The 25,587-nt window shown below is 63.0% G+C and carries 22 protein-coding genes and 1 pseudogene; 12 read left to right on the plus strand and 11 right to left on the minus strand.

All coding sequences use genetic code 11. The features are described from left to right. Positions 1-12: 12 nt before the first annotated feature. From ACQR1W_RS01685 to ACQR1W_RS01695, 3 genes are read right to left on the minus strand one after another with little or no spacing between them, the layout of a single operon-like run. Entirely contained in the window at positions 13-1,371 is a 1,359-nt protein-coding gene (locus ACQR1W_RS01685; RefSeq protein WP_434849189.1) for a TRAP transporter large permease, read from the minus strand. After that, complete coding sequence (locus ACQR1W_RS01690) at positions 1,368-1,916, minus strand: TRAP transporter small permease (protein WP_434849190.1); 549 nt, start codon at positions 1,914-1,916, stop codon at positions 1,368-1,370. The genes ACQR1W_RS01685 and ACQR1W_RS01690 overlap by 4 nt, the downstream gene beginning before the upstream one ends. Then, positions 1,913-2,935 carry a TRAP transporter substrate-binding protein gene (locus tag ACQR1W_RS01695; protein WP_434849191.1) on the minus strand — a complete coding sequence of 341 codons (1,023 nt, stop codon included), beginning with the start codon at positions 2,933-2,935 and terminating at the stop codon, positions 1,913-1,915. The genes ACQR1W_RS01690 and ACQR1W_RS01695 overlap by 4 nt, the downstream gene beginning before the upstream one ends. 353 nt (positions 2,936-3,288) lie before the next feature. Here ACQR1W_RS01695 and ACQR1W_RS01700 point away from each other — a divergent pair, with 353 nt between their 5' ends. Continuing rightward, complete coding sequence (locus tag ACQR1W_RS01700; RefSeq protein WP_434849192.1) at positions 3,289-3,522, plus strand: pentapeptide MXKDX repeat protein; 234 nt, start codon at positions 3,289-3,291, stop codon at positions 3,520-3,522. A gap of 268 nt (positions 3,523-3,790) precedes the next feature. Here ACQR1W_RS01700 and ACQR1W_RS01705 read toward each other — a convergent pair whose 3' ends face one another. After that, positions 3,791-4,144: a DUF6481 family protein gene (locus ACQR1W_RS01705; RefSeq protein WP_008970236.1), complete on the minus strand. Its 354-nt coding sequence runs from the start codon at positions 4,142-4,144 to the stop codon at positions 3,791-3,793. Between the two features lie 309 nt (positions 4,145-4,453). Between ACQR1W_RS01705 and ACQR1W_RS01710 the strand changes: the two genes are divergently transcribed. The 3 genes from ACQR1W_RS01710 to ACQR1W_RS01720 all read left to right on the plus strand — a co-directional run bounded on the left by ACQR1W_RS01710 (position 4,454) and on the right by ACQR1W_RS01720 (position 5,912). After that, a complete protein-coding gene (locus ACQR1W_RS01710; RefSeq protein ID WP_434849193.1) occupies positions 4,454-4,684 on the plus strand; it encodes a hypothetical protein in 231 nt (76 codons plus the stop codon). Then, entirely contained in the window at positions 4,662-4,886 is a 225-nt protein-coding gene (locus ACQR1W_RS01715) for a DUF2273 domain-containing protein (protein WP_008970238.1), read from the plus strand. Before ACQR1W_RS01710 ends, ACQR1W_RS01715 begins: the two co-directional genes overlap by 23 nt. A 252-nt stretch (positions 4,887-5,138) precedes the next feature. Next, positions 5,139-5,912 carry a hypothetical protein gene (locus ACQR1W_RS01720; protein WP_434849194.1) on the plus strand — a complete coding sequence of 258 codons (774 nt, stop codon included), beginning with the start codon at positions 5,139-5,141 and terminating at the stop codon, positions 5,910-5,912. 489 nt (positions 5,913-6,401) lie between these two features. On the opposite strand, the gene ACQR1W_RS01725 is transcribed toward ACQR1W_RS01720, so the two are convergent. Next, positions 6,402-6,698, minus strand: coding sequence for a hypothetical protein (locus ACQR1W_RS01725; protein WP_008971212.1), 297 nt, complete (start codon positions 6,696-6,698; stop codon positions 6,402-6,404). A gap of 229 nt (positions 6,699-6,927) precedes the next feature. On the opposite strand from ACQR1W_RS01725, the gene ACQR1W_RS01730 reads away from it, so the two are divergent. Together ACQR1W_RS01730 and ACQR1W_RS01735 are read left to right on the plus strand one after the other, a co-directional pair. Further along, positions 6,928-7,488, plus strand: coding sequence for a type 1 glutamine amidotransferase domain-containing protein (locus ACQR1W_RS01730; RefSeq protein WP_434849195.1), 561 nt, complete (start codon positions 6,928-6,930; stop codon positions 7,486-7,488). Between the two features lie 421 nt (positions 7,489-7,909). Continuing rightward, entirely contained in the window at positions 7,910-10,201 is a 2,292-nt protein-coding gene (locus tag ACQR1W_RS01735; protein WP_434849196.1) for an FdhF/YdeP family oxidoreductase, read from the plus strand. Here ACQR1W_RS01735 and ACQR1W_RS01740 read toward each other — a convergent pair. The 3 genes and pseudogenes from ACQR1W_RS01740 to ACQR1W_RS01750 form a co-directional block, all read right to left on the minus strand. Beyond that, positions 10,198-11,691 (minus strand): HWE histidine kinase domain-containing protein, encoded by a 1,494-nt coding sequence (locus tag ACQR1W_RS01740; RefSeq protein WP_434849703.1) that lies wholly within the window; start codon positions 11,689-11,691, stop codon positions 10,198-10,200. The two genes, ACQR1W_RS01735 and ACQR1W_RS01740, sit on opposite strands and share 4 nt — an antisense overlap. A 13-nt stretch (positions 11,692-11,704) precedes the next feature. After that, positions 11,705-17,905 (minus strand): annotated as a pseudogene (locus tag ACQR1W_RS01745) (HAMP domain-containing protein); the annotation flags it as partial. A 657-nt stretch (positions 17,906-18,562) separates the two neighbouring features. Continuing rightward, positions 18,563-19,051 (minus strand): DUF4142 domain-containing protein, encoded by a 489-nt coding sequence (locus ACQR1W_RS01750; RefSeq protein ID WP_434849197.1) that lies wholly within the window; start codon positions 19,049-19,051, stop codon positions 18,563-18,565. 139 nt (positions 19,052-19,190) lie between these two features. On the opposite strand from ACQR1W_RS01750, the gene ACQR1W_RS01755 reads away from it, so the two are divergent. Together ACQR1W_RS01755 and ACQR1W_RS01760 are read left to right on the plus strand one after the other, a co-directional pair. Next, positions 19,191-19,385 carry a hypothetical protein gene (locus ACQR1W_RS01755; RefSeq protein ID WP_434849198.1) on the plus strand — a complete coding sequence of 65 codons (195 nt, stop codon included), beginning with the start codon at positions 19,191-19,193 and terminating at the stop codon, positions 19,383-19,385. Positions 19,386-19,435: 50 nt separating this feature from the next. Continuing rightward, positions 19,436-19,567, plus strand: a complete 132-nt coding sequence (locus ACQR1W_RS01760) for a hypothetical protein (RefSeq protein ID WP_277996477.1) — start codon at positions 19,436-19,438, stop codon at positions 19,565-19,567. Between the two features lie 16 nt (positions 19,568-19,583). Here the strand turns inward: ACQR1W_RS01760 and ACQR1W_RS01765 are convergent, their stop codons facing one another. Beyond that, positions 19,584-20,597, minus strand: coding sequence for an SDR family oxidoreductase (locus ACQR1W_RS01765; RefSeq protein ID WP_434849199.1), 1,014 nt, complete (start codon positions 20,595-20,597; stop codon positions 19,584-19,586). A gap of 201 nt (positions 20,598-20,798) precedes the next feature. Here ACQR1W_RS01765 and ACQR1W_RS01770 point away from each other — a divergent pair, with 201 nt between their 5' ends. From ACQR1W_RS01770 to ACQR1W_RS01785, 4 genes are all read left to right on the plus strand, one after another. After that, positions 20,799-20,987, plus strand: coding sequence for a hypothetical protein (locus ACQR1W_RS01770; RefSeq protein ID WP_434849200.1), 189 nt, complete (start codon positions 20,799-20,801; stop codon positions 20,985-20,987). Between the two features lie 117 nt (positions 20,988-21,104). Then, the gene (locus ACQR1W_RS01775; protein WP_434849704.1) at positions 21,105-21,467 is read left to right on the plus strand and encodes a PRC-barrel domain-containing protein; all 363 of its coding nucleotides are present in this window, start codon (positions 21,105-21,107) and stop codon (positions 21,465-21,467) included. A 176-nt stretch (positions 21,468-21,643) separates the two neighbouring features. Continuing rightward, complete coding sequence (locus tag ACQR1W_RS01780; RefSeq protein WP_434849201.1) at positions 21,644-22,825, plus strand: HlyD family secretion protein; 1,182 nt, start codon at positions 21,644-21,646, stop codon at positions 22,823-22,825. Beyond that, a complete protein-coding gene (locus tag ACQR1W_RS01785; RefSeq protein WP_434849202.1) occupies positions 22,822-24,429 on the plus strand; it encodes a DHA2 family efflux MFS transporter permease subunit in 1,608 nt (535 codons plus the stop codon). The genes ACQR1W_RS01780 and ACQR1W_RS01785 overlap by 4 nt, the downstream gene beginning before the upstream one ends. Positions 24,430-24,445: 16 nt before the next feature. Here ACQR1W_RS01785 and ACQR1W_RS01790 read toward each other — a convergent pair whose 3' ends face one another. Then, positions 24,446-24,709, minus strand: coding sequence for a hypothetical protein (locus ACQR1W_RS01790; protein WP_434849203.1), 264 nt, complete (start codon positions 24,707-24,709; stop codon positions 24,446-24,448). A gap of 217 nt (positions 24,710-24,926) precedes the next feature. Beyond that, positions 24,927-25,079, minus strand: coding sequence for a hypothetical protein (locus ACQR1W_RS01795; protein ID WP_434849204.1), 153 nt, complete (start codon positions 25,077-25,079; stop codon positions 24,927-24,929). Positions 25,080-25,587 lie beyond the last annotated feature (508 nt).

A 25,587-nucleotide genomic window follows, 5' to 3' on the forward strand; every position in this document is an offset into this window, starting at 1 on the left:
GCCATTCACGCTTTATCGGCTGAGGTCCGGCCCCATCACGAAGTCCGGCAGCACTGTCGAGATCTGCGGTACGAAGCAGAGCAGCAGCACCGCCCCCATCATCAGGAGCACGAAGGGCAGCGTGCCCCAGATCACCTCGCTCAAGGGAATGTCTGGGGCGACATTCCTGATCACGAAGATGTTCAGGCCCACCGGCGGATGGATCAGGCCCATCTCCATCACGATCGTCATCACCACGCCGAACCAGATGATGTCGAAATTCGCCGCCCGCAGCGGCGGCAGGATGATCGGCGCGGTCATCAGGATGATCGACACCGGCGGCAGGAAAAAGCCGAGGACGACCACCATCAGCAGGATCGCTGCCAAGAGACCCCAGCGCGGCAGATGCATCGCGACGATCGATTCGGCTGCCGATTGCGAGATGTGCAGATAGCTCATCACGTAGGAATAGAGCAGCGACATGCCGATGATCAGCATCAGCATGGTCGATTCCCGCAGCGTCGCCTTCATGATCGGGGCGAGGTCGGTCGGCCGCCAGACGCTGTAGATCAGCGCGATCAGCACCAGCGCCAGGATGCCGCCCAGGCCCGCCGTCTCCGACGGCGTGGCGAAGCCGCCATAGAGCGCGACCATCACGCCGGTCAGCAACAGCACGAACGGGATCACGCGCGGCAACACCGAAAAGCGCTGGGCGAGGGTGTAGTCGTCCTTCGCTAGGATCGGCGACCAGGTGCCCGCTTTCTCGTAAGCGAGCTTGGCGTTGGCGTATTCGTGCCGGAAGCGGATCACGGCATAGCCGCCGAACAGCAGCACCAGCAGGAGGCCCGGGCCGATACCGGCCAGGAACAGCCGTCCGAGCGATTTCTCGGCGGCGATCGCGAACAGGATCATCGTGATCGAAGGCGGCAGCAGGATTCCGAGCGTGCCGCCGGCGGCAATGATGCCGGCGGCAAAGCCGCCCGAATAGCCGCGCTTGCGCATCTCGGGAATGCCGGCCGAGCCGATGGCCGAGCAGGTGGCCGGCGATGATCCCGCCATGGCCGCGAACAGGGCGCAGGCGAAGACGTTGGCGACCCCGAGCCCGCCCGGCACGCGATGCAGCCATGCATGCAGCGCCGAGTAGAGATCCTGGCCGGCCCGCGAGCGACCGATCGCCGCGCCCTTCAGGATGAAGAGCGGGATCGACAGCAGCGTGATCGAGGCCATCTCCTCATAGACGTTTTGCGTCACCGTATCCAAGGATGCGGTCGGCATGTAGATCGCCATGAAAACGACCGCGACGGCACCGAGCGCAAAGGCGATCGGCATGCCGGAGAACATCGCCACCAGCGTCGCGACGGCGTAGGACAGCCCAATTCCGAAGACGCTCATCGGTGCGCTCCGGTCAACGGCTTTACGATCTGCAATAGGAGCTGCAGGCAGAGCAGGCTCATTCCGGCGGCCATCAGACAATAGGGAATAGCAAGGGGTGGAGACCACATCGAGTTGGAGACCTGACCGTCCTCCCAGGCCTCGTAGGTCAGGGTCCAGGACTTCCAGGTGAAGAACACGCAGAACAGAAAGCTCGCGACGTCGACGAGCCAAAGACGGATGCGATTCGCCAGCGGCGACAACAGCCCGACGAAAGCTTCGATGCTGACGTGACCGCGATGCTCCTGCACATAGGCCGCAGTCATGAAAGTGGCGCCGACCAGCAGGAAGACGGCGGCTTCGTCCTGCCAATAATTGGCCGCCTGGAACAGGGCGCGGCCGATCACGCTGTAGCTTAAGATGACGCAGGCTGCGACCAGGGCGATCGCAGCGAACACGACAATGACGCGATTGAGCAACGCAAGGCCCCCTTCGAGTCCCGCCAGCGGGCCGCCAGCGGGAATCCCATGGGTTACCTCGCGATCCAGTGACGGACCGTGCGTCATGCTGCGACGTCGGATGCGAGCTTCAACAGTTTGCCGGCGGTCGCGGTCCGCGCGCCATAGTCCTTCCAGGCGGTATCGCGGGCAATGTCGCGCCACTTGTTGACAGTGTCGAGATCGAGCTCCACCACCTTGGCCCCGGCCTTCTCGTAGACCTTGGCGACCTCGATGTCGTCGTCCTGCGCGCCCTTGCGTCCAAACGTCTCAAGCTCGGCGCCGACAGCGAGGATGATATCCTGGTGGTTTTTCGGCAGCTTGTCGAAGATCGCCTTCGACATCATCAGCGGCTCGAGCATGAACCAATAGGATGCCTTCGCACCTGAGGTCAGGAATTTCGAGACTTCCTCCAGGCGGAACGAGATCAGGCTGGTCGACGAGGTGATGCCGGCGTCGCAGGCACCGGTCTGCATCGCCGTGTAGATTTCGTTGGAGGGGACGGACAGCACCGAGGCGCCGGCGGTCTGCAGCACCATGTCCATCTCGCGCGAGCCGCCGCGGACCTTCAGGCCCTTGGCGTCCTCAGGAGCAACCAGCGCGCGCGTGCGGCTGGCCACGCCGCCGGCCTGCCAAATCCAGCTCAGCAGGATGATGCCCTTGTCAGCGAGGAAATCGTTCACCGCCTTGCCCACCGGCGAGGTTTTCCAACGCGCACCCTGATCGTAGGTTGTGACCAGGCCGGGCATCAGGGCGATGTTGGTCTCCGGGACCTCACCGCCTGCATAGGGCATCGGATAAAGGCTGATGTCGAGCGCGCCCTTACGCATCGCGGAGAACTGCGCGACCGTCTTGACCAGCGAGGAGTTCGGGTAGATTTCGGCCACCAGGTCGCCGCCGGAACGCTTGGTGACTTCGGCGGCAAACATCCGGCACAGCCGGTCGCGGAAATCTCCTGCTTCGATGGTGCCGCCGGGAAATTGGTGAGAGATCTTCAAGGTCGTTGCCGCGTGCGCGGTGCCAACTCCCAAGCGCAGAATGGCTGGCGCAGCGAGCGCGGATGCAAGGACGTGGCGGCGTGAGAGCATGGTCTTCCCCTGGACAACTTCTGGTTGGTGGTCCGGCCGAAGCCGGATGATGAGGGACTTTACCCGGTTCTGCCGGAAATACCTCTCGTCAAATGACGAAGATCATTTGAGCTGGAACTGCAAGAGGCGAGATTGCTGCGGTGCACGCCAGCGACTCCATCCCGGCGCGCGGCCCGTACTAACATGCTCTTCACCGGCAGAATTGTGTCGTTATTCAGGAATTCCCAACGCTGCGGTCAAAAGTCGCTGATAGAAAAATTTCGGAACTACGTAACAAGGTCAGGTGCGCCGACGTCGATACCACGAGCGACATTCCGTCGCTCGCGAAATCAATCGTCAAGGAAGGATCAACCATGGCCACCCCGACCCGCATCGTGCTTGGAATTTGCGCAGCCGCTCTGTCGCTCAACATCGCGCTCGCACCGGTCGCCTTTGCCGAGGACAAGATGGGCAAGGACGACGCGATGAAGAAGGACACAATGCACGATGGCATGAAGAAGGACACCATGTCGAAGGACGGCATGACGAAGGGCGATGCCATGTCCAAGGACAGCATGAAAAAAGACGACGGCATGAAGAAGAACTAAGGCGGCCATGCCTGCGGTGAGCCTGGGCGTAGCCAGGCTCACCCTGCGGCGATGCTCATGCCGCGGATCTGACCTTTAAGTCACCGTTGTCGGAACATGCGGGAGCCGCGCCTTGCGGACGCAGGTCCCTGCGCGGCTGCCTATCGCCTGAGCATTGCAGGCCGAAGCGCGTCATCCTTGAGCCATTTCACGGCGCGGGATAACTGATCTCGTCAGACAAGCCTCGATCTCACCGACGTGCCGTCGATGCTCGGGCTCCGCTGCGCCGCTATTTCTTCTTGCCGCGTGCTTTGCGCGCAGCATAGCGGGCATCGCGCTTCGCCTTCTGTTCGGCTTCGAGCGCAGCCAGGCGGGCCTCAGCTTCTTCGGCCTCGCGGGCGAGCCGCTCAGCCTCTGCGGCCTTCGCTTCCTCTTCCTGTCGCTTCTGCTCGGCCTTGGCGGCTTCGCGCTCCAAACGAGCCTGCTCGCGCCGGGCGGCAACAGCCTCGCGCTCGAGGCGCCGCTTCACGACTTCGGGATCGTCCGGGCTCGGCTGCGCGCGGAATTTCTCTAAAATGCTCTTGCGCGCGTCTTTTGCAGCCTTCTGCCGATCGGCAAATCCGGGTTCCTTAAATCCTCTCATCGAACGTGGTCACTTCGCGTAGCTGTTAGGGTTGATTGCTTGGGTTTGATTGTTTGAGGTTGATGGTCGTGTGGGGCTGTCACCGTCGAATCGCCACTCAGCGATCTCTTGATCAAGCCTAGCGGCGCGACGGGAGCCAGTGTGTACAGGATCGCACACCGGGATGACAATTGGTTTATCGTCATTGCAGCGCGGACCGCCGTGTTTATCTAAGCAGCCCCGCGGTGAGACAGATTCGCCGGGTGTGAATAAAATCACAAAAATTGGGCGCTGCGCGCAGTATCATTAGCGGGCCAAAGGAGCTCCGGCATGACCTCTCCGTCGTCGAGGCGCATCAGACTAGCCCTTGCCGTCGCTATCGCGGTTGTCGCTGCCGGTGCAAGCGTGATGGCTGCCGTGGTTGCGCATCCCAAATCGGTGGCAAGCCGGGTGATGGGAAGCGATTGGCAATGCCAGCAGTTGATGTGGCTGACCACGTGCACCTATGTTGGGCCGGTGACGCCGATCCATAAGGTCCATGTCGACTCGCGCGACGTGTGAGCTGACGTATGACCCGGAGCCTTCATTGACCGATCCGAACGCCGACAATGGCCGGCGAGGCGCAATCCTGGGACTGCTCATCGCCGCGGTGATTCTCGCCTTCGGTCTGTGGCTGGCGCATGATCTGACCGCCGCAAGCAAGCTGCAGGATTGCCTGATGTCCGGCCGAACCAACTGTAACGTGATCGAGCCCGCCCGCTGAGGCGATGTGCGGAGCCCGCTTTGCCAATCGTGGCCGAGATAGGGCGGATTGTTACGGCGGGCTGCGAAGCAAATCATGGACATAGCGCAGGAAGTTGAGATCCTGCTAAGGGATTCGCCGCAAAATCGTCGTGATCTTGCCGATCTGTCGGCATGCGAACCGGCAATGCTTCGTTTCAGCCCTTGAGAGAGATCGCTGGCTCAAGGCATTGGCCCGGTGAACTTATCGGATAGGCGAGCGAGGAAGGCGAGAATGAGGGCATTCAACCGGAAGAGACTGTTGCTGCCTGTCGTGTCGCTTGTGGCGGCATTTTCGCTGTCCGCGCAGGCGCAGGAGCAAAATGGCCCGGGAGGTCGTCCCGGACTGCAGGGCAGGCCCGTGCCAAGCGCGCGCCCGACTGCCCCGGGCCCCGCTGCAGGGCATGCCACCGGGCCCGGGCAGGTACATGCCGTCGGGCCTGGGCAGGTGGCCCGTCCGACCGGGCCAGTTGCTGGCCGCGGCCCCGACGCCCGCTACGCGCGCGGCGCCATCGTGGCGCGCGACTTCGGCGGACATGCCTATCGCGGCCGCGTCGGCTGGGAAGGCGGACGCTGGCGCCACGAAATCCATGATGGCCGTGACGGCTGGTGGTGGGATGTCGGCGGGGTCTGGTACTACTACCCGGAGCGCTTGGACGGCCCGCCCACCTATATCTCCGAGGACTATGCCGACGATGTCGTCTATGCGCCGGCGGGGGCCTACGCGCCGCCTCCGCCGCCCGTCGCCTACGAACCGGCACCGCCTCCGCCGCCGGCAGATCCCGGCGCCAGCGCCCTCGGTGGCGCGATCGTGGGTGGCGTGCTCGGCGGCCTGCTGACGGGACGAGCGAGCGGGGCTGCAGCCGGCGCTGTGGTTGGTGGAGCGACCGGCGCGCTTGTCGGGGCGACGGCAGCGTCGCGTCCCGGCTATTATCTGTCCCAGGGCAATTGCTACTATCGCTATCCTTCCGGTGAGTACGTCGCGGTCGATCCGCGCTCCTGCTACTGACGAAAAGCGGTACCAATTATTAACCTAGTTGAAAGCCGGGGTGCGTCGCACCTCGGCTTTTTGCTGGCCGCGCTGCGATTCCGCGGCGCTCGGAATGTCCGACGACATCACTTTGGTCAGCCGACGACATCGCGTTGAAACAAACGCCGCGCAGCATCCTAGCCCATTCGGTCGAGCGCACATGCGTGGTGCAGGGTGCGCCAGTGAATTGGAAGACGGCCATGCTTGCAGAAAAATTCATTTTGCTGCTGGAAACGCTGCGAAGCCAGAGCGCCTGGGATCAGAGCCCGCGCGTCGTTAGCACATCGCCCCACATCTCAGTCCAGCTGCCGCGGACGGCCCCGGACTCCAAATCGAGCCGTGCCGGTTGAGTAGCTCCGTTTAGGGAGCAGCGCGGACGAATAAAAGAAAGCCCCGGTCTGGACCGGGGCCTCGACAGCAGGGCCGTTCGACGGCTAGTTCCGGGCGGCGGATTGCTATTGCCGGTCACTACGACGACGGCTCCTTCGTTTTCGTCGGAGGCGAAGGAAATCTAGGATCCGGGGAGCCGTTCCTCTCGGTCGGCTCCTCCGGCTCGCCATTGGCGAAAACGATATCCGGGTGAGGGAGAGCGAGCTCATCCGGCGTTGCCTCGCAGGGCTTGATCTCAAAATCATTGTCCAGGATCTTTTCGCCATGCGTGCCAAGCGTGACGAGATCGGCGCGCTCGGCAGCCTCCCAGACCTCTCGTTCGGTACGAAACGGGCGGGTCAGTCTTTCATCATTCTCGAACAGAGCGTAGGGCACCGCACACTCCGGATCCTGACATCGCGGCGTTTGACGCGATCTTGAGCATCTCCGCCGCGCACGGAAAATCCGCGCCAGTCGTCAACGACACTGGACCGGGGGTGTTCCCCTCGATGAACGGGGTGCTCGATGAATTGTGACAAGGTTGGAGAGCGCCTAGCGCCCTCAGCGGGGAACGATGCAATCGGCATCTCATTGACCGGCATTCCAACTCATCAGGGAGTAGGCAATGGATTTGTCGGGAAAGAGGATCGCGATCCTGGCCACCAACGGGTTCGAGCAGTCCGAACTGGAAGTGCCTCGCGAGCGTTTGAAGCAGGCTGGCGCAACCGTGGACATTGTTTCGCTGGCTGCGGGCGAGATCAAGGGCTGGGACAAGAAGGACTGGGGCCGTCCGGTCAAGGTGGACAAGACCCTGGATGAGGCCTCGGCGTCAGACTACGACGCCATCGTGCTGCCAGGCGGGCAGATCAATCCGGACCTGCTGCGCGTCGAGCCAAAGGCATTGAAATTCATCAAGGACATTTTCGATGCCAAGAAGGTCGTCGCCGCAGTGTGCCACGCGCCCTGGCTCCTCATCGAAACCGGGATCGCCAAGGGCCGCAAGATGACGTCCTACAAGTCGATCAAGACCGATGTGGCGAACGCCGGCGCCTCCTGGGTGGAGGCGGAGGTGGTGGTCGACCAAGGCGTGATCACCTCGCGCTACCCAGGCGATCTCGAGGCGTTCAGCGCAAAGATCATCGAGGAGGTCAAGGAAGGCCGGCACGTCCAGCGCAGCGCGGCTTGAGCCGCCCCAAGTTCGATCCGTCAGTTCAAGGCCGCGCGTTGCGCGCGGCCGCTTGGGGCGGGCGCGAGCCTGACGACGGGCCGACCTTTCGAAGATTGAACGTGCGAACGACCCCAGCGCTCGAGGGGTCGAACGCTGAGGCCGCATTCCACACGGAGTGCTCCCGACGTGATGGGGGAACGCCGCCAGGAGCCGAGAAAAGACGCGCGGCAATTCACATTGTTCCTAATGATGGTTGATCGCACCACGTTCAGTCAGACGTGGATTCGATCTGGAAAATTGGCTCCGGCGCGATCGGATCGAGCTCTCCGACAGACAAGCCCATTCAACAGATTTAGACCGACCGCACGGTTCCGTACGGGCCCGGAACTTCCGCTGATCTCACCTGTTGCCGGATTTTACAGCGCCCGGAGGTGCCGCCATGAGAGAGAAGGCCAAGGTCGGAAAGTATGACGCACCGGCGGGCGGCTGGGGCTCGCTGCATGCGGTGGCGAGCATCCTGACCCAGGAAGAGGTTGCGCTGCTCGGCAGCGAGATCCTGCTGAAGCAGAACAAGCCGGACGGTTTCATGTGCGTGAGTTGCTCCTGGGCCAAGCCGGCAAAACCGCGTCCGTTCGAGTTCTGCGAAAACGGCGCCAAGGCGACAGCCTGGGAAATCACGCGCAAGACCATCGGACCGGAGTTCTTCGCCCGGCACACGCTGACCGAATTGCGCGGATGGTCCGATCATCAGCTGGAAGAGCAGGGGCGTCTGACCCATCCGATGCGCTACGATGCCGCATCGGACACCTACGTGCCGGTGTCCTGGGAGCAGACATTTCGCGATATCGGCGCCGAGCTGAAGCGGCTCGATCCACGCTCGGTCGTGATGTACACGTCAGGCCGGGCCTCGCTCGAGACCAGCTACATGTATCAGCTGTTCGGGCGCATGTATGGCACCAACAATTTCCCCGACAGCTCCAACATGTGCCACGAATCGACCTCCGTGGCTCTGCCGGAGGTGATCGGCGTTCCCGTCGGGACGGTGCTGCTGCCGGACTACGACCAGGCCGATTGCATCCTGTTCTTCGGCCAGAACACGACGACCAATTCGCCCCGCATGCTGCATCCTCTGGAGGAGGCGGCGAAGCGGGGCGTGCCGATCATCACCTTCAATCCGCTGCGCGAGCGCGGGCTCGAGCGGTTCACCAATCCGCAGAATCCGATCGAGATGCTGGTGACGGGCGGCACGCGGATCAGCACGCAATATCATCAGCTGCGTGTCGGCGGCGACGGCGCAGCTCTGCTCGGTCTCTGCAAGGCCGTGATCGAGGCCGATGACGCGGCGCTGGCAACCAAGAGCCCGCGCGTGCTGGACGTGATGTTCATCGAGCAGCACACGTCCGGATTCGGGGAGTTTGCCAACTGCTGCCGGCAGGCGTCCTGGAGCGATATCGAGCGCGCATCTGGTCTGAGACGGTCCGAGATTCTCGAAGCGGCGAAGGTCTACGCCAAATCCCACGCGGTGATTGCCAATTACGGAATGGGCATCACCCAACATCGCCATGGGGTCGAGACGGTCAAGATGATCGTCAATCTGCTGCTTCTGCGCGGCAACATCGGCAAGCCCGGTGCCGGCATCTCGCCGGTGCGTGGTCACTCCAACGTTCAGGGCCAGCGCACCGTCGGGATCTCCGAGAAAACCAAGCTGGTGCCGCTCGACAAGCTGGCGGAGCTCTATCAGTTCGAGCCGCCCCGCTGGGACGGGCTGAATACGGTCGACGCGTGCGAAGCCATCCTGAAGGGAGAGGTCAAGGGCTTCATCAGTCTCGGCGGTAATTTCCTGCGCGCGGTGCCCGAGCGTTCGCTGATGGAGCCGGCGTGGTCGAAACTTCGACTCTCGGTACAGATCGCAACCAAGCTCAACCGCACCCATCTGGTGCCGGGCGAGGTCACCTATCTGCTGCCGTGTCTCGGACGCATCGAGGTCGATGTCCAGGCCACCGGCCCGCAGGCCGTTGCGATGGAAGACTCGACGACGTGCATCCACGGTTCGCGCGGCCAGCGCAAGCCGGTCGCGCAGGGGCTGTTGTCTGAGCCTGCGATCGTAGCCGGGATTGCGAAGACAACACTGCCGCCCAATCCGCATATTGATTGGGATGCCTGGATCGGGGACTATTCGCTGGTGCGCGACGCGATCGAGCGGACCTATCCCGAGCAGTTCAAGGATTTCAACGCGCGCTTGTTTCAGCCCGGCGGTTTTCCGCGGCCGCTCGGCGCCCGCGAGCGCAAGTGGAAGACGCCGACGGGCAAGGCGACGTTCACGGTGCCCAAGGCGGCGCTCATTCCGCCGCAAGAAGGAGGCGGTGTCTATCAGCTGATGACGTTGCGCGCCGATGGCCAGTTCAACACGACCATCTACAATGAGGACGATCGATTCCGCGGTGTCACCGGCGGCCGCCACGTCGTGTTCATGAATACGGGCGACATGGCCGAGCTCGGACTGAACCAGGATGATTTCGTGACGTTGAAAACCGAGACGAATGATGGCGTCGAACGATCGCTGAGCGGTCTGCAGGTGGTCGCGTTCAACATTCCGCGCAACAGCATTGCGGCCTACTACCCCGAATGCAACGGGCTGATCCCGCTCTGGCACTATGCCGAAGGCAGCAAGGTTCCGGCGGCCAAGTCGGTCCCGGTCCGCATCACAAAGGACGCGGTGCGCGCTGCCTAGCCGACGGCGCGCTGCCGTGACGCGACCGTTGTCACGCTCGCCGGCGTGGGATGCACGGCCGCGCTGATTGCGGCGCGGCCGAGCGGCACCAGCAGCCGGCAGATCAGGCCTTCCGGCCGCCAGTCGAACACGGCCTCGCCGCCGAGCTGACTCTCGACGCTCGCCATCAGGCTGCGCGTTCCAAAGCCGCGCGAAGTCGGGGTCTGCACCAGCGGACCTCCGGTCTCGATCCAGATCAGATCGAACCGGTCATTCTCGATGCTCCAGCTGACGGACACCTGACCGCTCAGAACGGACAGGGCGCCATATTTCGCCGAATTGGTGACGAGCTCATGCAAGGCGAGCGCAAGGGTCTGCGCCGTTGCCGGCTGCAATTGCAGCTCCGCCCCCGAAAAGGAGATCTGTCCTCCAGTCGTGTACGGCGCGACTTCTTCGGCCACCAGGCGGCCAATTTCGGCGCCTTGCCAGCTCGACAACGACAGGATGGTGTGAACGCGCGCTAGCGCGCTGATGCGGCCTTCGACCGCCCGCACATAGGCTTGGACGTCCTCCGCGCGGGTTAGGCGGACGATGGACTGGGCCAAGGCCAGTGCGTTCTTGGCACGATGATCGACTTCGCGCGTCAGCAGGGTCTGGCGTTCCTCGGCGCGCTTGCGGTCGGTGATATCAACCGTAACGCCGCTCACGCGCAAAACGCGCCCCGTGGCGTCGGTGGTGGCCGCAGCCGTCGCGACGCACCAGCGCTGTTCGCCGTCAGGCCGGTTGATGCGAAACTCCGCTTCAAACGATCTGACACCCTTGTTGAAATCGGCGATGAGGTGCTGCAGTCGTGCGACGTCCTCCGGATGAAGCCGCGCCATGATGTTCGCCGAGTTGACTTCGAAGCCGCGGGGATCGACGCCGAAGATCCGGTACTGGCCGTCGTCCCACATCCAGTCGCCGTTCACGCCATCCCAATCCCACGAGCCCATCTTTCCGGCGGCAATCGCCATGCTCCGCCGCTGCTCGCTTTCGACGAGCTTGGCCGTCGATCGCTCAAGCTCGGCGGTGCGTGCGCGCACGCGGTCCTCAAGCTCGGTGTTGAGATGCTCCAATTGCCGGGTCTTGCGATAGAGCTCAGCAAACACCTTGATCTTGGCGCGCAACACTTCCGGGACCACCGGAACCGGAACATAATCGACGGCGCCCATCTCATAACCGCGCAAGCGATCGAAGTCGCTGACCTGGATCGCCGAGATGAAGATGATCGCGATCTTCTGGAACCGCGGATGTTCGCGGATCATCGCAGCGAGCTCGAAGCCGTCGAGCTCGGGCATGCACACGTCGACCAGGATGACCGCGATCTCGGTCTTTAGGAGAATTTCCAGCGCCTCGCGGCCGGAGGTCGCGACCACGAGATTTTCGCCGAGTTCCTTCAGGATGACCTCATAAGCCAACAGCTTTGCCGGCTGATCATCGACCAGAAGGATGTTGACCTTTTCATGTTCCATCATCATCAGCCGTTCAGCGATGCAGCCACATGCGGATCGCAAGGAGCAGCTGTTCGGTGTTGACAGGCTTTGCGAGATAATCCGATGCGCCGGCTTCGAGGCACTTTTCGCGGTCTCCCTTCATGGCCTTCGCCGTGAGCGCGATGATAGGGAGCCGGGCGAAGATCGGGTTTTGCCGGATGACGCCTATGGTCTGGTAACCATCCATCTGCGGCATCATGATGTCCATTAGCACGATTGCGATCGTAGGATTGGTTTCGACGAGCTCGATCGCTTCGCTCCCCGTCGTTGCGGTCAACACTTTCATGCCGCGCCGCTCCAGCACGCTCGAGAGCGCGAAAATGTTGCGGGCATCGTCGTCGACGAGCAGCACGGTCCTGCCGACGAGATCCTCGTCGGAACTGTTGAGCTTCTCGAGCATCCGTTGCTTCTCGACCGGAAGTTCCGTGATGACCCGATGCAGGAACAGTGCAGTTTCGTCTAACAGGCGTTCCGGGGACTCGACACCCTTCACAACGATGCTACGTGCCATCGTGTGAAGTTCCGCATCTTCCTCGGCGGACAACTCGCGCCCGGTGAAGACCACGACCGGCACGCCCGAGAGGGACGAGTCCGAGCGGAGCTGATCGAGCACATCGAATCCGCTCATGTCGGGCAGGCGCAGATCGAGCACCACGCAGTCGCAAGGAGATTCACGGAGCACGCTGAGCGCATCCGCGCCTGTATCGGTGGCGATGATTTCGATATCGTCGTGGTCAAGCAGCTCGCGGATGCTGAGCTGCTCGGCCGGATTGTCTTCGACGATGAGCAGGCGCTTGCGACGTGGCTTGGCATATTCCTTGATTTGCGCCAATGCCGCGCTCACGCCTTCGGTCGTGGTCGGCTTGTTGACGAAGGAGAAAGCGCCCCGCGCCAGGGCGTGCTGGCGGTCTTCGTCCAGCGTGATGATCTGCACGGGAATGTGCCGCGTCAGCGGATTGTGCTTGAGCTGGCTCAGCACCGTCCATCCCAGCATATCCGGCAGGAAGACATCGAGCGAGATCGCGGCCGGCTGATATTGCTTGGCAAGGTCGAGCGCTTCGGCGCCACGGCTGGCGACCAGGACCTTGAAGCCCTTGTCGCGCGCAAGGTCGATCAGCACGCGCGCATAATGCGGGTCATCCTCGACGATCAGCAGGATGGTGTCGCCAGGCTTGAGATTGAGCCGGTCGTCCGGCAGCTGTTCGATCACACGCTCCTGGGTCGCCGGCTGCTGCAGGGCCGGGGACTGAACATATTGCGAGGGGGGCGCAGAGCTGATGCGCGGGGCGACCGCCGGGCCAGCATATTTCAGTGGCAGATAGAGCGTGAAGGTGCTGCCTTTGCCCGGCGCGCTTCTGAGATGGATTTCGCCGCCCAGCAGGTTCGCAAGCTCGCGGCTGATCGCGAGTCCAAGGCCTGTGCCACCATATTTGCGACTGGTGCCGGCGTCGGCCTGTTGGAACGCCTCGAAGATCAGCTTCTGCTTTTCCTGTGGAATGCCGATGCCGGTATCAGTCACTTCAAACGCGATCACCGCAGGCGCGGTGTTGAGCACCGGGTGCTCTGCACTCCAGCCGCCGAGCGCCGCTGATACCTTCAGCCCGACGCCGCCTTCTGCTGTGAACTTGAAGGCGTTGGAGAGCAGATTTTTCAAGACCTGCTGCAACCGTTTGGAGTCGGTGACGATGCTCCGCGCCAGGTTCGGATCGACCTCGATGTTGAAGGACAGCTGGCGATTGTCGGCCTCGTGCCGGAACGGCCGGCCGACCGTATCGAGCAGATTGGACGTGAGGATCTCTTCGGCATCCACCGTGACCGTGCCGGACTCGATCTTGGAAAGATCGAGAATGTCGCTGATCAGGTTGAGCAGATCGGTGCCGGCGCCGTGGATGGTGCGGGCGAATTCGACCTGCTTGCCGGTCAGGTTGCCGTCCGGATTTTCGGTCAGCTGCTGACCGAGGATCAGGATGCTGTTCAGCGGCGTCCGCAGCTCGTGCGACATGTTGGCCAGGAACTCGGACTTGTACTTCGAGGTCAGTGCGAGCTCGGTCGCCTTTTCCTCCAGCGCACGCCGGGCCTGCTCGATTTCCTGGTTCTTGCGTTCCACTTCGACGTTGCGCTCGGCGAGCTGCTGCGCCTTCTGTTCGAGCTGTTCGTTGGTCTGCTGCAGCTCGCGCTGCTGGGCCTGCAGCTCAGCGGCGAGCTGCTGCGACTGCTTCAACAGACCCTCGGTCTGCATCGTCGCCTCGATCGAGTTGAGCACGATGCCGATGGAGTCGGTGAGCTGCTCCAGGAAGGTCATCTGCGACGTCGTGAACGTGCTCAAGGATGCAAGCTCGATTACCGCCTTGACCTGGTTCTCGAACAGCACCGGAAGCACCACCAGATTGCGCGGCAGCGCGCGCATCAGAGCCGAGCCGACCGGCACGGCGTCGGTCGGGATATCGGCGACCAGCCGCTGCCGCTTGTCCATGGCGCATTGACCGACCAGGCTCTCACCGAACTGCAGCACCTGCGGATGCGGAAAAATCCCGTCATCGGCATAGGCGGCAAGCAGCCGCAGCTGCGGCGTATATTCGTTCTCGACCTGATAGATGACGCCGCGATGCGCATTGACCAGCGGCGACAGTTCGGTCAGCAGCAGCCGGCCGACCGTGGTCAGGTCGCGCTGGCCCTGCAGCATGTTGGTGAATTTTGCGAGGTTCGTCTTCAGCCAATCCTGCTCGGTGTTGACGTCGGTCGTGAGCCGCAGATTGGTGATCATCGTGTTGATGTTGTCTTTGAGCTCGGCGACTTCGCCGCGCGCATCGACCTGAATCGAGCGGGTGAGGTCGCCCTTGGTCACGGCGGTGGCGACCTCAGCGATGGCGCGCACCTGCGAGGTCAGGTTCGCGGCGAGGAGGTTGACGTTGCCGGTCAGGTCCTTCCAGGTGCCGGCAGCGCCGGGCACATTGGCCTGGCCGCCGAGCCGGCCTTCCACGCCGACCTCGCGCGCCACGCTTGTGACCTGATCGGCAAAGGTCGCCAAGGTCTCGGTCATGTTGTTGATGGTTTCGGCCAGCGCCGCGACCTCGCCCTTCGACTTCACGGTCAGGTTCTGCTTGAGGTCGCCATTGGCCACCGCGGTGACCACCTTGACGATGCCGCGTACCTGCTCGGTCAGGTTGGCAGCCATGAAGTTCACGGTATCTGTCAGGTCCTTCCAGGTGCCGGCGACGCCGGGCACAGCGGCCTGGCCACCGAGCTTGCCTTCGGTACCGACCTCGCGCGCGACGCGCGTCACTTCGCCGGCGAAGGCGTTGAGCTGGTCGACCATCGTGTTGATCGTATTCTTTAGCTCGAGAATTTCGCCCTTCACGTCGACGGTGATCTTGCGCGACAGGTCGCCGCGCGCCACCGCGGTGGTGACCTCGGCGATGTTGCGAACCTGCGTGGTCAGGTTGGCGGCGAGCAGGTTGACGTTGTCGGTCAAGTCCTTCCAGGTGCCGCCGACACCGGGCACCACGGCCTGGCCGCCGAGCCGTCCCTCGGTGCCAACCTCGCGCGCCACGCGCGTCACTTCGGCGGCGAAGGAGCGAAGCTGCTCGACCATCGTGTTGAGGGTGTCCTTGAGCAACAGGATCTCGCCACGGACGTCGACGGTGATCTTCTTCGACAGGTCGCCGCTTGCGATCGCGGTCGCGACGTCGGCGATGTTGCGCACCTGAGCCGTCAGGTTCGAAGCCATGAAGTTGACGTTGTCGGTCAGGTCCTTCCAGGTGCCGGCGACGCCGGGCACCTCGGCCTGGCCGCCGAGCTTGCCTTCGGTACCGACCTCGCGTGCCACGCGCGTCACTTCGGAGGCGAACGCGTTGAGCTGGTCAACCATCGTGTTGATGGTGTTCTTCAGCTCGAGGATCTCGCCTTTGACGTCGACGGTGATCTTGCGCGACAGGTCGCCGCGCGCCACCGCGGTGGTCACCTCGGCAATGTTGCGGACCTGGGCGGTCAGATTGCCGGCCATCGAGTTGACGCTGTCGGTGAGGTCCTTCCAGGTGCCAGCGACGCCGGGCACGTTGGCCTGACCGCCGAGGCGGCCTTCAGTGCCGACCTCGCGCGCGACACGGGTGACCTCGCCCGCGAAGCGGTTGAGCTGGTCGACCATCGTGTTCAGCGTCTCCTTGAGGCTCAGGATCTCGCCGCGGACGTCGACGGTGATCTTGCGCGAGAGGTCGCCGGAGGCGATCGCGGTCGCCACCTCGGCGATGTTGCGGACCTGGGCGGTCAAATTGCCAGCCATCGAGTTGACGCTGTCGGTCAGGTCCTTCCAGGTGCCGGCGACGCCCGGCACTTCGGCCTGGCCACCGAGCTTGCCGTCAGTGCCGACCTCGCGCGCCACGCGCGTCACTTCGCCGGCGAAGGCGTTGAGCTGGTCGACCATCGTGTTCAAGGTCTCCTTCAGCTGAAGGATCTCGCCCGACACGTTCACGGTGATCTTCTTCGAGAGGTCGCCCTTGGCGACCGCGGTCGCCACCTCGGCGATGTTGCGGACCTGGCCGGTCAGGTTCGAGGCCATGGAATTGACGCTGTCGGTCAAGTCCTTCCAGGTGCCGGCAACGCCGCGCACCATGGCCTGGCCGCCCAGCTTGCCCTCGGTGCCGACCTCGCGCGCGACGCGCGTGACCTCGCCCGCGAAGGCGTTGAGCTGATCGACCATCGTATTGATGGTGTCCTTCAGCTCGAGGATTTCACCGCGTACGTCCACGGTGATCTTCTTGGAGAGGTCGCCGTTGGCGACTGCGGTCGTCACCTCGGCAATGTTGCGGACCTGGGCGGTCAGGTTACCGGCCATCGAGTTGACGCTGTCGGTCAGGTCTTTCCAGGTGCCAGCGACGCCGCGCACCAAAGCCTGGCCGCCGAGCTTGCCCTCGGTGCCGACCTCGCGCGCCACGCGCGTGACTTCGCCGGCGAAGGCGTTGAGCTGGTCGACCATCGTGTTCAGCGTCTCCTTCAACTGAAGGATCTCGCCGGACACGTTCACGGTGATCTTCTTCGAAAGGTCGCCGCTGGCGATCGCCGTGGCGACATCGGCGATGTTGCGGACCTGGGCCGTCAGGTTCGACGCCATGAAGTTGACGTTGTCGGTCAGGTCCTTCCAGGTGCCGGCGACGCCAGGCACCTGCGCCTGACCGCCGAGCTTGCCTTCGGTGCCGACCTCGCGCGCCACGCGCGTGACTTCGCCGGCGAAGGCGTTGAGCTGATCGACCATCGTATTGATGGTGTTCTTCAGCTCGAGGATTTCGCCTTTGACATCGACGGTGATCTTGCGGGAGAGGTCGCCGCGGGCCACCGCGGTCGTCACCTCGGCGATATTGCGAACCTGCGTGGTCAGGTTCGCCGCGAGCAGGTTGACGTTGTCGGTCAGGTCTTTCCAGGTGCCGCCGACGCCGGGCACCACGGCCTGACCGCCGAGCCGGCCTTCAGTGCCGACCTCGCGCGCCACGCGCGTCACTTCGGCGGCGAACGAGCGCAGCTGATCCACCATCGTATTGATGGCTTCCTTTAACTGCAGGATCTCGCCGCGCACGTCGACCGTGATCTTCTTGGAGAGGTCGCCGTTGGCGACCGCGATCGTCACCTCGGCGATGTTGCGCACCTGCCCGGTCAGGTTGTTGGCCATCGAGTTGACGCTCTCGGTCAGGTCCTTCCAGACGCCGGTGACTTCCGGCACCTGGGCCTGGCCGCCGAGCTTGCCCTCGGTGCCGACCTCGCGCGCCACGCGCGTCACTTCCGAGGTGAAGACGCTAAGCTGCTTGATCATCGTGTTGACGATGGTGGCAGACTGCAGGAACTCGCCGCCCAGCGGCCGGCCGTCGACGTCGAGCTTCACGGTCTGCAACAGGTCGCCCTGCGCGACAGCGGCTACCGCGCGGGTGACTTCGCGGGTCGGCCAGAGCAGATCGTCGATCAGAGTATTGACCGAACCTTCCATGTCGGCCCAGGACCCGGACGCCAGGCCGAATCTGACGCGCTGCCGCGTCTTGCCTTCGCGTCCCACCACCTGGCCCACGCGCTCGAGCTGCTGAGCCATCCGCTCATTGGCCGCGATGATCTCGTTGAAGGTGTCGGCAATCTTGCCCTCGATGCCGAGGTAATCGCCGCTCATCCGGACCGAGAAGTCGCCCGAGCGCATCGCTTGCAAAGCATGGAGTAGATCCTGACGTGCGTCAGCTTTGTTTGCGCCATTCGCGTTGCGTTTGGCAACCGCCGGAACTGTCGGCGAGGTTGCTTCGGAATCGAGGTCGCTCATCAAATCCCCCAACGCAAATCTGTGCCCGCAAGAATCTGCCATGCAGACCCGAGCATAGAAGCTGTCGCCACGCGCCAAATCAAGCGGGATCGGTCCAATTAGTTCGACGGAACCGGGCGACGAGCCACGCCCTAACGCAGCGGTTCCGAATAGGTTCCACGACCATCACGAAACTTTTCGACCCGGCGCAGCGGCCTTTGGGAACGGGCCGGGCGTTGGACACTTGAGCCACGAATTGGAGAATGCCTATGAGAGCGTTGCTAACGGCGGTTGCCCTGCTCCTTACGTGTGCGTCAGCCGCTCTGGCGGAGAACGGGGGACCGAGCGGACGCGGGTCGGTCACCGGAGACCCGGCTGCCAGCTCGGCCACGCCAGGCACCGCCCCGACGACGGGGGCGGCGCGAAACAACCCGAGCGGTAGCGGGACCTCCAGTTCCGGCGGGCGCGACGACAATGGCGACCAGGGCAGGGACAGCATGCCGGACAGTGACAAGAACGTCATCCCGTACGACCAACAGGGCAAGCCGAACAGCGGCAAATAAATAAGGGGCGAGCGGCTCGCTATTTCTCGGCCAGCGCGGTTCGGGTGTCCTCGAGCTCGTTGCGCAGGCGCGGCAACTGGGCCGCAACGAAGGCTTTCAGATCATCGTTGTCAGGCGATTGGAGATATCGTTCCAGCACGGAAACGGTGATCTGATATTGGGCAAGCTGTGCCGCGTAGAAGCGCCGCACAAAGGCCGGCCCCTCCGACGAGTCCACATCAGCGAGCATGTCGGCCCGTTTGACAGCCGCCGGGCTGTCGGCCTCGACGTTTGTTCCGGCCCGACGCTGCAGCTCGGTCAAGTCCTTGTCGCGCTGCACAGCCGCATCGGCGCGCAGTGCCGCGGTGTTCTGAACGTCAGAGCTCGGCAACGGCGCCGTGCGGTCGATCGCTGTTTGCTGAAACGCGTCGAATTCGTAGATCCGGGCAATCACGTCCGCGCCGGCGGGAGGTCCAGAGGCATCGGCGACATCGATCGGAACGCGATCGATACCGCCCGCCTGCGCCATCGAGCAGCTGATTACCACCAAGAGTGGGACGACAATGGATTTCATATGATTCAAATTGCGGCGCGCCGAACAGGTTCCACCAAGATTAATATCGCGTAAGGCGGTTGTGCAGCTTCGAGCTGGATCCCAGCTACCTTCAATGAGACAGTCAGATCTACTCCGAGAAAACGCCGAGAACTGCCTGCAGCTTGCGGAGCAAGCGGCGCGTGGACCCACATTCAAGCGCTATACCCGCATGGCGCAGGGCTGGGTTGCACTCGCCAACGCGCAGGACTGGCTCGATGGCGAAGTGCCGCCATGGGGCGATCCGCGCTCCGACCATCCGCGAACTTAGTCAGGAGTTCTTCAGCGCGACGAGACGTCGGGAGCGAAAGGAGGACGCCAATGACTCCCCGCTTGGTTTTTATTGTCCTGATCCTGGCCTTTGGAATGGCCTCAGCATTCGCCGCGATTACGACCATCCGGCAAGTCCGGACGGAAGCCTATGTGCTTCCGCAGCCGGTGACACGCATCTGATAGGGAAGAGGCAGCCTCACGGCTGCCCCGAACCGCCCGAGGAGCCATAGACCTGGCCATTGGCGTAGCTGGCGTCGGCAGCGGCGAGCTGCACGTAGATCGAGGCCAGTTCCACCGGCTGCCCCGGACGTCCCAACGGCGTCTGGCCGCCGAATTTCTCCAGCTTCTCCATCGTCGCACCGCCTGAGACCTGCAGCGGCGTCCAGATCGGTCCCGGCGCCACCGCATTGACGCGGATCCCTTTCGGTCCGAGCTGCTTGGCCAGCGACTTCACGTAGTTCATCGTTGCGGCTTTGGTTTGTGCGTAGTCATACAGATCGGGTGAGGGATCGTAGGCCTGTTCCGATGCGGTTCCGATGATGGCCGAACCGGGCTTGAGGTGCGGCAGCGCCGCCTTGATGATCCGGAACGGCGCGTAGATGTTGGTCTTCATGGTGGCATCGAAGTCTTCGGACGAGATGTCGAGGATGGACTGCCGCGCCTGCTGCCGCCCGGCGTTGCTGACGATGATATCCAGGCCGCCGAGCCCTTCCACCGCACGCCGCACCAGCTCCTGGCAGAACTTCTCGTCGCGGAGGTCTCCGGGAATGGCGAGGCCGTTGCGGCCCTCGGCCTTGATCAGCGCGATCACTTCCTGGGCGTCCGGCTCTTCCGTCGGGTAGTAGTTGATGGCCACGTCCGCACCCTCGCGCGCGTAAGCAATCGCGGCGGCGCGTCCCATACCGGAGTCCCCACCCGTGATCAGCGCTTTTCGCCCCGCAAGACGCCCGGAGCCCTTGTAGCTCGTTTCGCCGTGATCGGGCCGTGGCTCCATCTTGCTTGCGAGGCCCGGCCAAGGCTGCGACTGTTTTTTGAAAGGGGGCTTTGGATATCTATCGACCGGATTGATGAGATCCTGGTTGCTTGCGCTCTCTGTCGCCATCGGCTCGCGTCCTTTTGCTGTTGCAGAAACGAGGGACGCTGCGGCCAAGGTGGCGCCGCCGCCGACCATCCGTCGACGCGACATTGAAGGAGTCTGATCGTCTGCCATTCGCTTCTCCCGAGGTTGCGCCTGTCAACAACGCCGGACTGCGAACGTTTCTGACAATGTGACGTCGAGCTCGTGCGGCGGCACACGGCAGCAATGCGCAACGTGTGTGTGACGCCGTTCATCCGTGCGGAACAATCCACGGGTGGCGGCGTCGTTCTCAGACTTTTGGCAGCAACGCGCTGCCCAATGTCGGAGCACCGCATGGCACATGCAGACCAGGGTATCGTGAAAACCGGGCGAGCCGAGGAACAGCCCGTCGATAAGGACCGCGCGCAGCGCGCAACCAAGACCGACTCCTCGCAGGCGGTGTCCCGGGAGGCGACGCGTCATCCGGAGACGGACGGAAAGGATGACGATCGGGTCGGCGGCTCGCACGAGCACTCCAAATAGGAGGTCGCTAGGCTCTCATGGCCGCAGTAGCGTTCGGTGAGTGGCAATGTCGCGGGAACGCGGAGCGCGGCGCAGTCGTTAATCAGTCTCTCATTTTGGAGGAGACTTCATATGGCTATGGCAATCAACGAACGCGAATTCGGCAATCTGATCGGCAGCGACAAGGTCGAGGGCACCGCGGTCTATGGCGCCGGTGACGCAAAGATCGGCAACATCGAGCGGGTCATGATCGACAAGAAGAGCGGGCAGGTGTCTTACGCCGTGCTCGGTTTCGGCGGGTTCCTCGGTCTCGGGAATGATCATTATCCGTTGCCCTGGCAGTCGTTGAAATACGACACACGTCTCGGCGGCTATGTCACCGGTATTACCGAGAACCAGCTCCGCGGTGCGCCACACTACAGCGATGATCGGGAATGGAACTGGTCCGACATGTCGACCACCCGTGCCGTGAACGACTACTACGGCGTTCCGATCGTTTAGTTGTTGCATTGTCATCGATACGTGCGAGAGGCCGCCGATTGGCGGCCTCTTTTTGTTGATCGAGATGGAATTTAGCGACTGCAACACTCAGCGGGAACCAAGCCCATCGCAGACGATTAGATCGTGACACGCCTCAGCGCGTCGGCGTGCGCAGAACAATCCGACACAGGGCCGAGGTGCTGACCGTGGATACCCAGACGAAAACGCGAGGGTCGTCCGCCGAGAAGCCGCGGACGCTTGAGCCGCAATTTCAGCCGAAACCCGCGGAGCAGGATCGCAAGACCGAGCCGGGCGGGGAGGGGCAGGCGGACACCGGAGGCAAGCAGTCACTCTCGGAGCGGCTGCGGGCGCATCCGGTTCTGACCGCGGCCGGTATCTGTGTTCTGCTGATCGCGGCGATCGCGGGCCTTTCCTATTGGCTGAATGCGCGACACTACGAGAGCACGGATGATGCTTTCGTGGCCGCGCGCAGCTATTCGGTTGCGCCGAAAGTCGGCGGCTATGTCACCGACATTCCGGTGACCGACAACCAGCATGTCAAAGCCGGCGATGTGCTCGCGCGCATCGACGAGCGCGACTACAGAATCGCGGTCGATCAGGCGCAGGCCCAGGTTGCGGTCGGTCAAGCCAATGTCGACAATATCCAGGCCCAGATCGACAGCCAGCGCGAGCAGATCGCGCAGGCCAAGGCGCAGGTCGACCAGGCGCAGGCTCAGCTGCAGTTTGCGCAGCAGGAAGAGGCTCGCGCCCGCGATCTCGTCGAGCGGGGCGCCGGCACGGTCCAGCGCGAGCAGCAGACGCGGTCAGACCTGCAGGCGCAAGAAGCCAATACAACGCGTGCAAAGGCGGCGCTGACGGCCGCCGAGCTCGGGATCAAGACCCTGCAGGCGCAGCTCGAAAGCGCCAAGGGGTCCCTGCAGCAGGCGCAGGCCCAACTCGACCAGGCCAAGCTCAATCTGCAGTACACAACCGTGGAGGCGGGCGAGGCGGGACATGTCGTCAAGCTGAGCGCAGCCAAGGGCACGCTGGCCACGGCCGGGCAGAGCCTGATGATGTTCGTGCCCGACGAGCTCTGGGTTGTCGCCAACTACAAGGAGACCCAACTTGCCGATATGCGCCCCGGACAGCTGGTCGAGATCCGGATCGACGCCTATCCGAACCGCAAGCTGACCGGGCACGTCGCGTCGGTGCAGCCAGGCTCGGGCACGGCCTTCAGCCTGCTGCCGGCGGAGAATGCGACGGGCAACTATGTCAAGGTCGTGCAGCGCGTGCCGGTCAAGATCACGATCGATCAATGGCCGGCGGATCTGGCCGTCGGGCCGGGCATGTCGGTCGTGCCCTGGACCAAGGTGCGATGACCGACGTCGCGTCCGCCGGTGGCTGGTCGCCGGAACGATCGGCCGCCGCTGGCCACAATCCCTATCTGATCGCGTTCGTGGTCTCGATCGCCACCTTCATGGAGGTGCTGGACACCACGATCGCCAATGTGGCGCTGCGCCATATCGCCGGCGGGTTGGCTGTCGGCATCGACGAGAGCACCTACGTGATCACCAGCTATCTGGTGGCCAATGCGATCGTCCTGTCGATCTCCGGCTGGCTCGCCACGGTGATCGGCCGCAAACGCTTCTACATGATGTGTGTCGCCGTGTTCTCGCTGGCGTCGCTGCTATGCGGGTTGGCCTGGAGCCTGGAGGCGCTGGTTGTCTTCCGCATCATACAGGGCCTTGGCGGCGGTGGCATGGCCACCAGCGAGCAGGCGATTCTGGCCGACTCCTTTCCACCCAACAAGCGCGGGCAGGCGTTTGCGATTTACGGCGTCGCGGTCGTGGTGGCCCCGGTCGTCGGACCGACGCTGGGCGGCTGGATCACCGACACCTATTCCTGGCACTGGGTGTTTCTCATCAACCTGCCGATGGGCATGTTGTCACTGTTCCTTGTCGGCACGCTGGTGGGTGAACCGTCGGGCGCGGAGCAGGAACGGGCGCGACTGCTCGAGAACGGCCTGCGCGTCGATGTCGTCGGCTTTGCCCTGGTTGCGGTCGGACTCGGGTCGCTGGAATTCGTGCTCGACGAAGGACAGCGCAACGACTGGTTCGGCTCCAACATGATTGTTGGCTTCGCCTTGCTCGCCGTGTTCTGCCTGCTGGCGCTGATTCCGTGGGAGCTGAGCCGCAAGGACCCGATCGTCGACATCAGGCTGCTTGGCCGACGTCAGTTCGGCGCCTGCTTCGTGGTGATGCTCGCGACCGGCGCGGTCTTGATCGCGACCACGCAGATGTTGCCGCAATTGCTGCAGACCGAGCTGAACTATACGGCACTGCTGGCCGGCCTCGCGCTCTCGCCCGGCGGCATCGTCACCATGATGATGATGCCGATCGTGGGACGGCTCGTGAGCATCGTCCAGCCGAAATATCTGATTGTGTTCGGCGCGAGCGTCGTCGCGTCAGCGATGTGGTATCTGACCGGGCTGAACGGCGACATCACTTACGGTTATGCGGCGATATCGCGCGTGATCTTGGGCGTCGGGCTTCCGTTTCTGTTCCTTCCGGTCACCACGGCATCATATGACGGGGTGCCGCCGAACAAGACCAACCAGGCCTCGGCACTGATCAATGTCGCCCGCAACATCGGCGGTTCGATGGGGGTGGCACTGTCGCAGACCGTGCTGGCCCAGCGCCAGCAATTCCATCAAAACCGCCTTGTCGAGCATGCGGCGCCGTCAGACCTCGGTTACCAGCAGACGATCGAGGCGGTGACGCGCTACTTCCAGGCCCATGGATCCAACGCCAGCGACGCGGCAGGGCAGGCGATTGCCTGGGTCGGCCAGACCCTGCAGCATCAGATCGATCTGCTCGCCTATATCGACGTGTTCTGGATGCTGTCCGTGCTCGGCATGCTGATGATTCCGGTGGCGCTCGCCATCAGGTCGATCGATCTCGGTGCCGCACCGCGCGGGCATTGAGCCCGCGCAGAAACGCTCACGCGGCCGAGTTCTCCGCCGACGGCGAAGAGGCTGCGCCGGGGCGTCGCGACAGCCAGCTCGGAATTTCCCGGTAGCACCGACCCTTTTCATTCATCTCGGCGACGGTCCATTTGCTCGGATGCCGTTCCTTGCCGACAAAGATCCAGTCCTCCGGCGCCGGCGGCGGCTCATTCGGCCGGGTTCGGAGCCAAGCCGAGCGTGCGCCCTTCGGCAAACGTTCCGGCTTCATCTGATAGAGATCATATACTGGCGAACGCATCACGTTACCCACCCCAGACGCAGCAACATCACCAGCCGCAAGCATCAATTCGCGCGCGGCGAAATTGTGAATTGAGCGCGGCGAGTGTGTGCAAAAGCGGCAGCGAAATGTGATGTAGCGCTCCGGCCACGCCATGCCCGCGCCCCCGATGTGGCCCGCACATAGAAAAGCCCGCCGGGGTCGGCGGGCTGCAACCGCTGGATGAAAAGCTCGTTTCTTAGAAGAAGCCGTAGCTCAGGTCGAGGCCGTAGGTGGCGTGGAGCAGCGCTCCAAATACCACGGCACCGCAGAGCCTCAGAGCGGTGCGCAGCTGATCGGGAGTAAGACTGGCGTCTTGGAAGCTTGGGATGGATTTTGCGATGACTGTCATATGTGATCTCTGTACGCGGTGCGAGGACGGAGCTTCATCAAACTTAGTTAGTTTATCTCTGATAGAACCGGACCGGAGCAGATCAGTACTGATTGTTCTAGACAGGTTCTAATCATGAATTTGGAACCCAGCTTCGTGCACTTTTTGCGGCGAAGTTGCGGAAACAAAGGTACGCGTGTGAAATCTGAAGCAAAAATCAAGAGAAAAGGTTGTAGACATCTAAGAAATGCAATTAAAACTAGTTAACCATTGTGTCAAAGCGCGTGTACGCGCTGTAATTGAAACTCCTGGTCTTAAGCTGTCAGAGACTCGCCCTCGGTATAGTCGTGCCGCACAGGCGACGGTTTAGCAAAATCCGAATCTCGCTTGTGACCGCCGAGACCTGGAGCGACGTCCGATTCGGGGCACTCGTACCGCGTTTCGGACCGAGGCGTCTGATCGCCGAAGCGCCCGCCACTACTCCCGCTCGCGCTCAGGTAGATCCTGACCAGATGAAATTTGCCGCCCA

The sequence above is a fragment of the Bradyrhizobium sp. HKCCYLS1011 genome (assembly GCF_051167795.1).
Taxonomy (GTDB): Bacteria; Pseudomonadota; Alphaproteobacteria; order Rhizobiales; family Xanthobacteraceae; genus Bradyrhizobium.

Coding starts and splice junctions, on each gene's coding strand:
- ACQR1W_RS01685 (WP_434849189.1), bottom strand. CDS start 1,371: ATGAGCGTCTTCGGAATTGGGCTGTCCTACGCCGTCGCGACGCTGGTG.
- ACQR1W_RS01690 (WP_434849190.1), bottom strand. CDS start 1,916: ATGACGCACGGTCCGTCACTGGATCGCGAGGTAACCCATGGGATTCCC.
- ACQR1W_RS01695 (WP_434849191.1), bottom strand. CDS start 2,935: ATGCTCTCACGCCGCCACGTCCTTGCATCCGCGCTCGCTGCGCCAGCC.
- ACQR1W_RS01700 (WP_434849192.1), top strand. CDS start 3,289: ATGGCCACCCCGACCCGCATCGTGCTTGGAATTTGCGCAGCCGCTCTG.
- ACQR1W_RS01705 (WP_008970236.1), bottom strand. CDS start 4,144: ATGAGAGGATTTAAGGAACCCGGATTTGCCGATCGGCAGAAGGCTGCA.
- ACQR1W_RS01710 (WP_434849193.1), top strand. CDS start 4,454: ATGACCTCTCCGTCGTCGAGGCGCATCAGACTAGCCCTTGCCGTCGCT.
- ACQR1W_RS01715 (WP_008970238.1), top strand. CDS start 4,662: ATGTCGACTCGCGCGACGTGTGAGCTGACGTATGACCCGGAGCCTTCA.
- ACQR1W_RS01720 (WP_434849194.1), top strand. CDS start 5,139: ATGAGGGCATTCAACCGGAAGAGACTGTTGCTGCCTGTCGTGTCGCTT.
- ACQR1W_RS01730 (WP_434849195.1), top strand. CDS start 6,928: ATGGATTTGTCGGGAAAGAGGATCGCGATCCTGGCCACCAACGGGTTC.
- ACQR1W_RS01735 (WP_434849196.1), top strand. CDS start 7,910: ATGAGAGAGAAGGCCAAGGTCGGAAAGTATGACGCACCGGCGGGCGGC.
- ACQR1W_RS01740 (WP_434849703.1), bottom strand. CDS start 11,691: ATGGAACATGAAAAGGTCAACATCCTTCTGGTCGATGATCAGCCGGCA.
- ACQR1W_RS01750 (WP_434849197.1), bottom strand. CDS start 19,051: ATGGCGCAGGCGGGCGGTATCGATCGCGTTCCGATCGATGTCGCCGAT.
- ACQR1W_RS01755 (WP_434849198.1), top strand. CDS start 19,191: ATGAGACAGTCAGATCTACTCCGAGAAAACGCCGAGAACTGCCTGCAG.
- ACQR1W_RS01760 (WP_277996477.1), top strand. CDS start 19,436: ATGACTCCCCGCTTGGTTTTTATTGTCCTGATCCTGGCCTTTGGAATG.
- ACQR1W_RS01765 (WP_434849199.1), bottom strand. CDS start 20,597: ATGGCAGACGATCAGACTCCTTCAATGTCGCGTCGACGGATGGTCGGC.
- ACQR1W_RS01770 (WP_434849200.1), top strand. CDS start 20,799: ATGGCACATGCAGACCAGGGTATCGTGAAAACCGGGCGAGCCGAGGAA.
- ACQR1W_RS01775 (WP_434849704.1), top strand. CDS start 21,105: ATGGCAATCAACGAACGCGAATTCGGCAATCTGATCGGCAGCGACAAG.
- ACQR1W_RS01785 (WP_434849202.1), top strand. CDS start 22,822: ATGACCGACGTCGCGTCCGCCGGTGGCTGGTCGCCGGAACGATCGGCC.
- ACQR1W_RS01790 (WP_434849203.1), bottom strand. CDS start 24,709: ATGCGTTCGCCAGTATATGATCTCTATCAGATGAAGCCGGAACGTTTG.
- ACQR1W_RS01795 (WP_434849204.1), bottom strand. CDS start 25,079: ATGACAGTCATCGCAAAATCCATCCCAAGCTTCCAAGACGCCAGTCTT.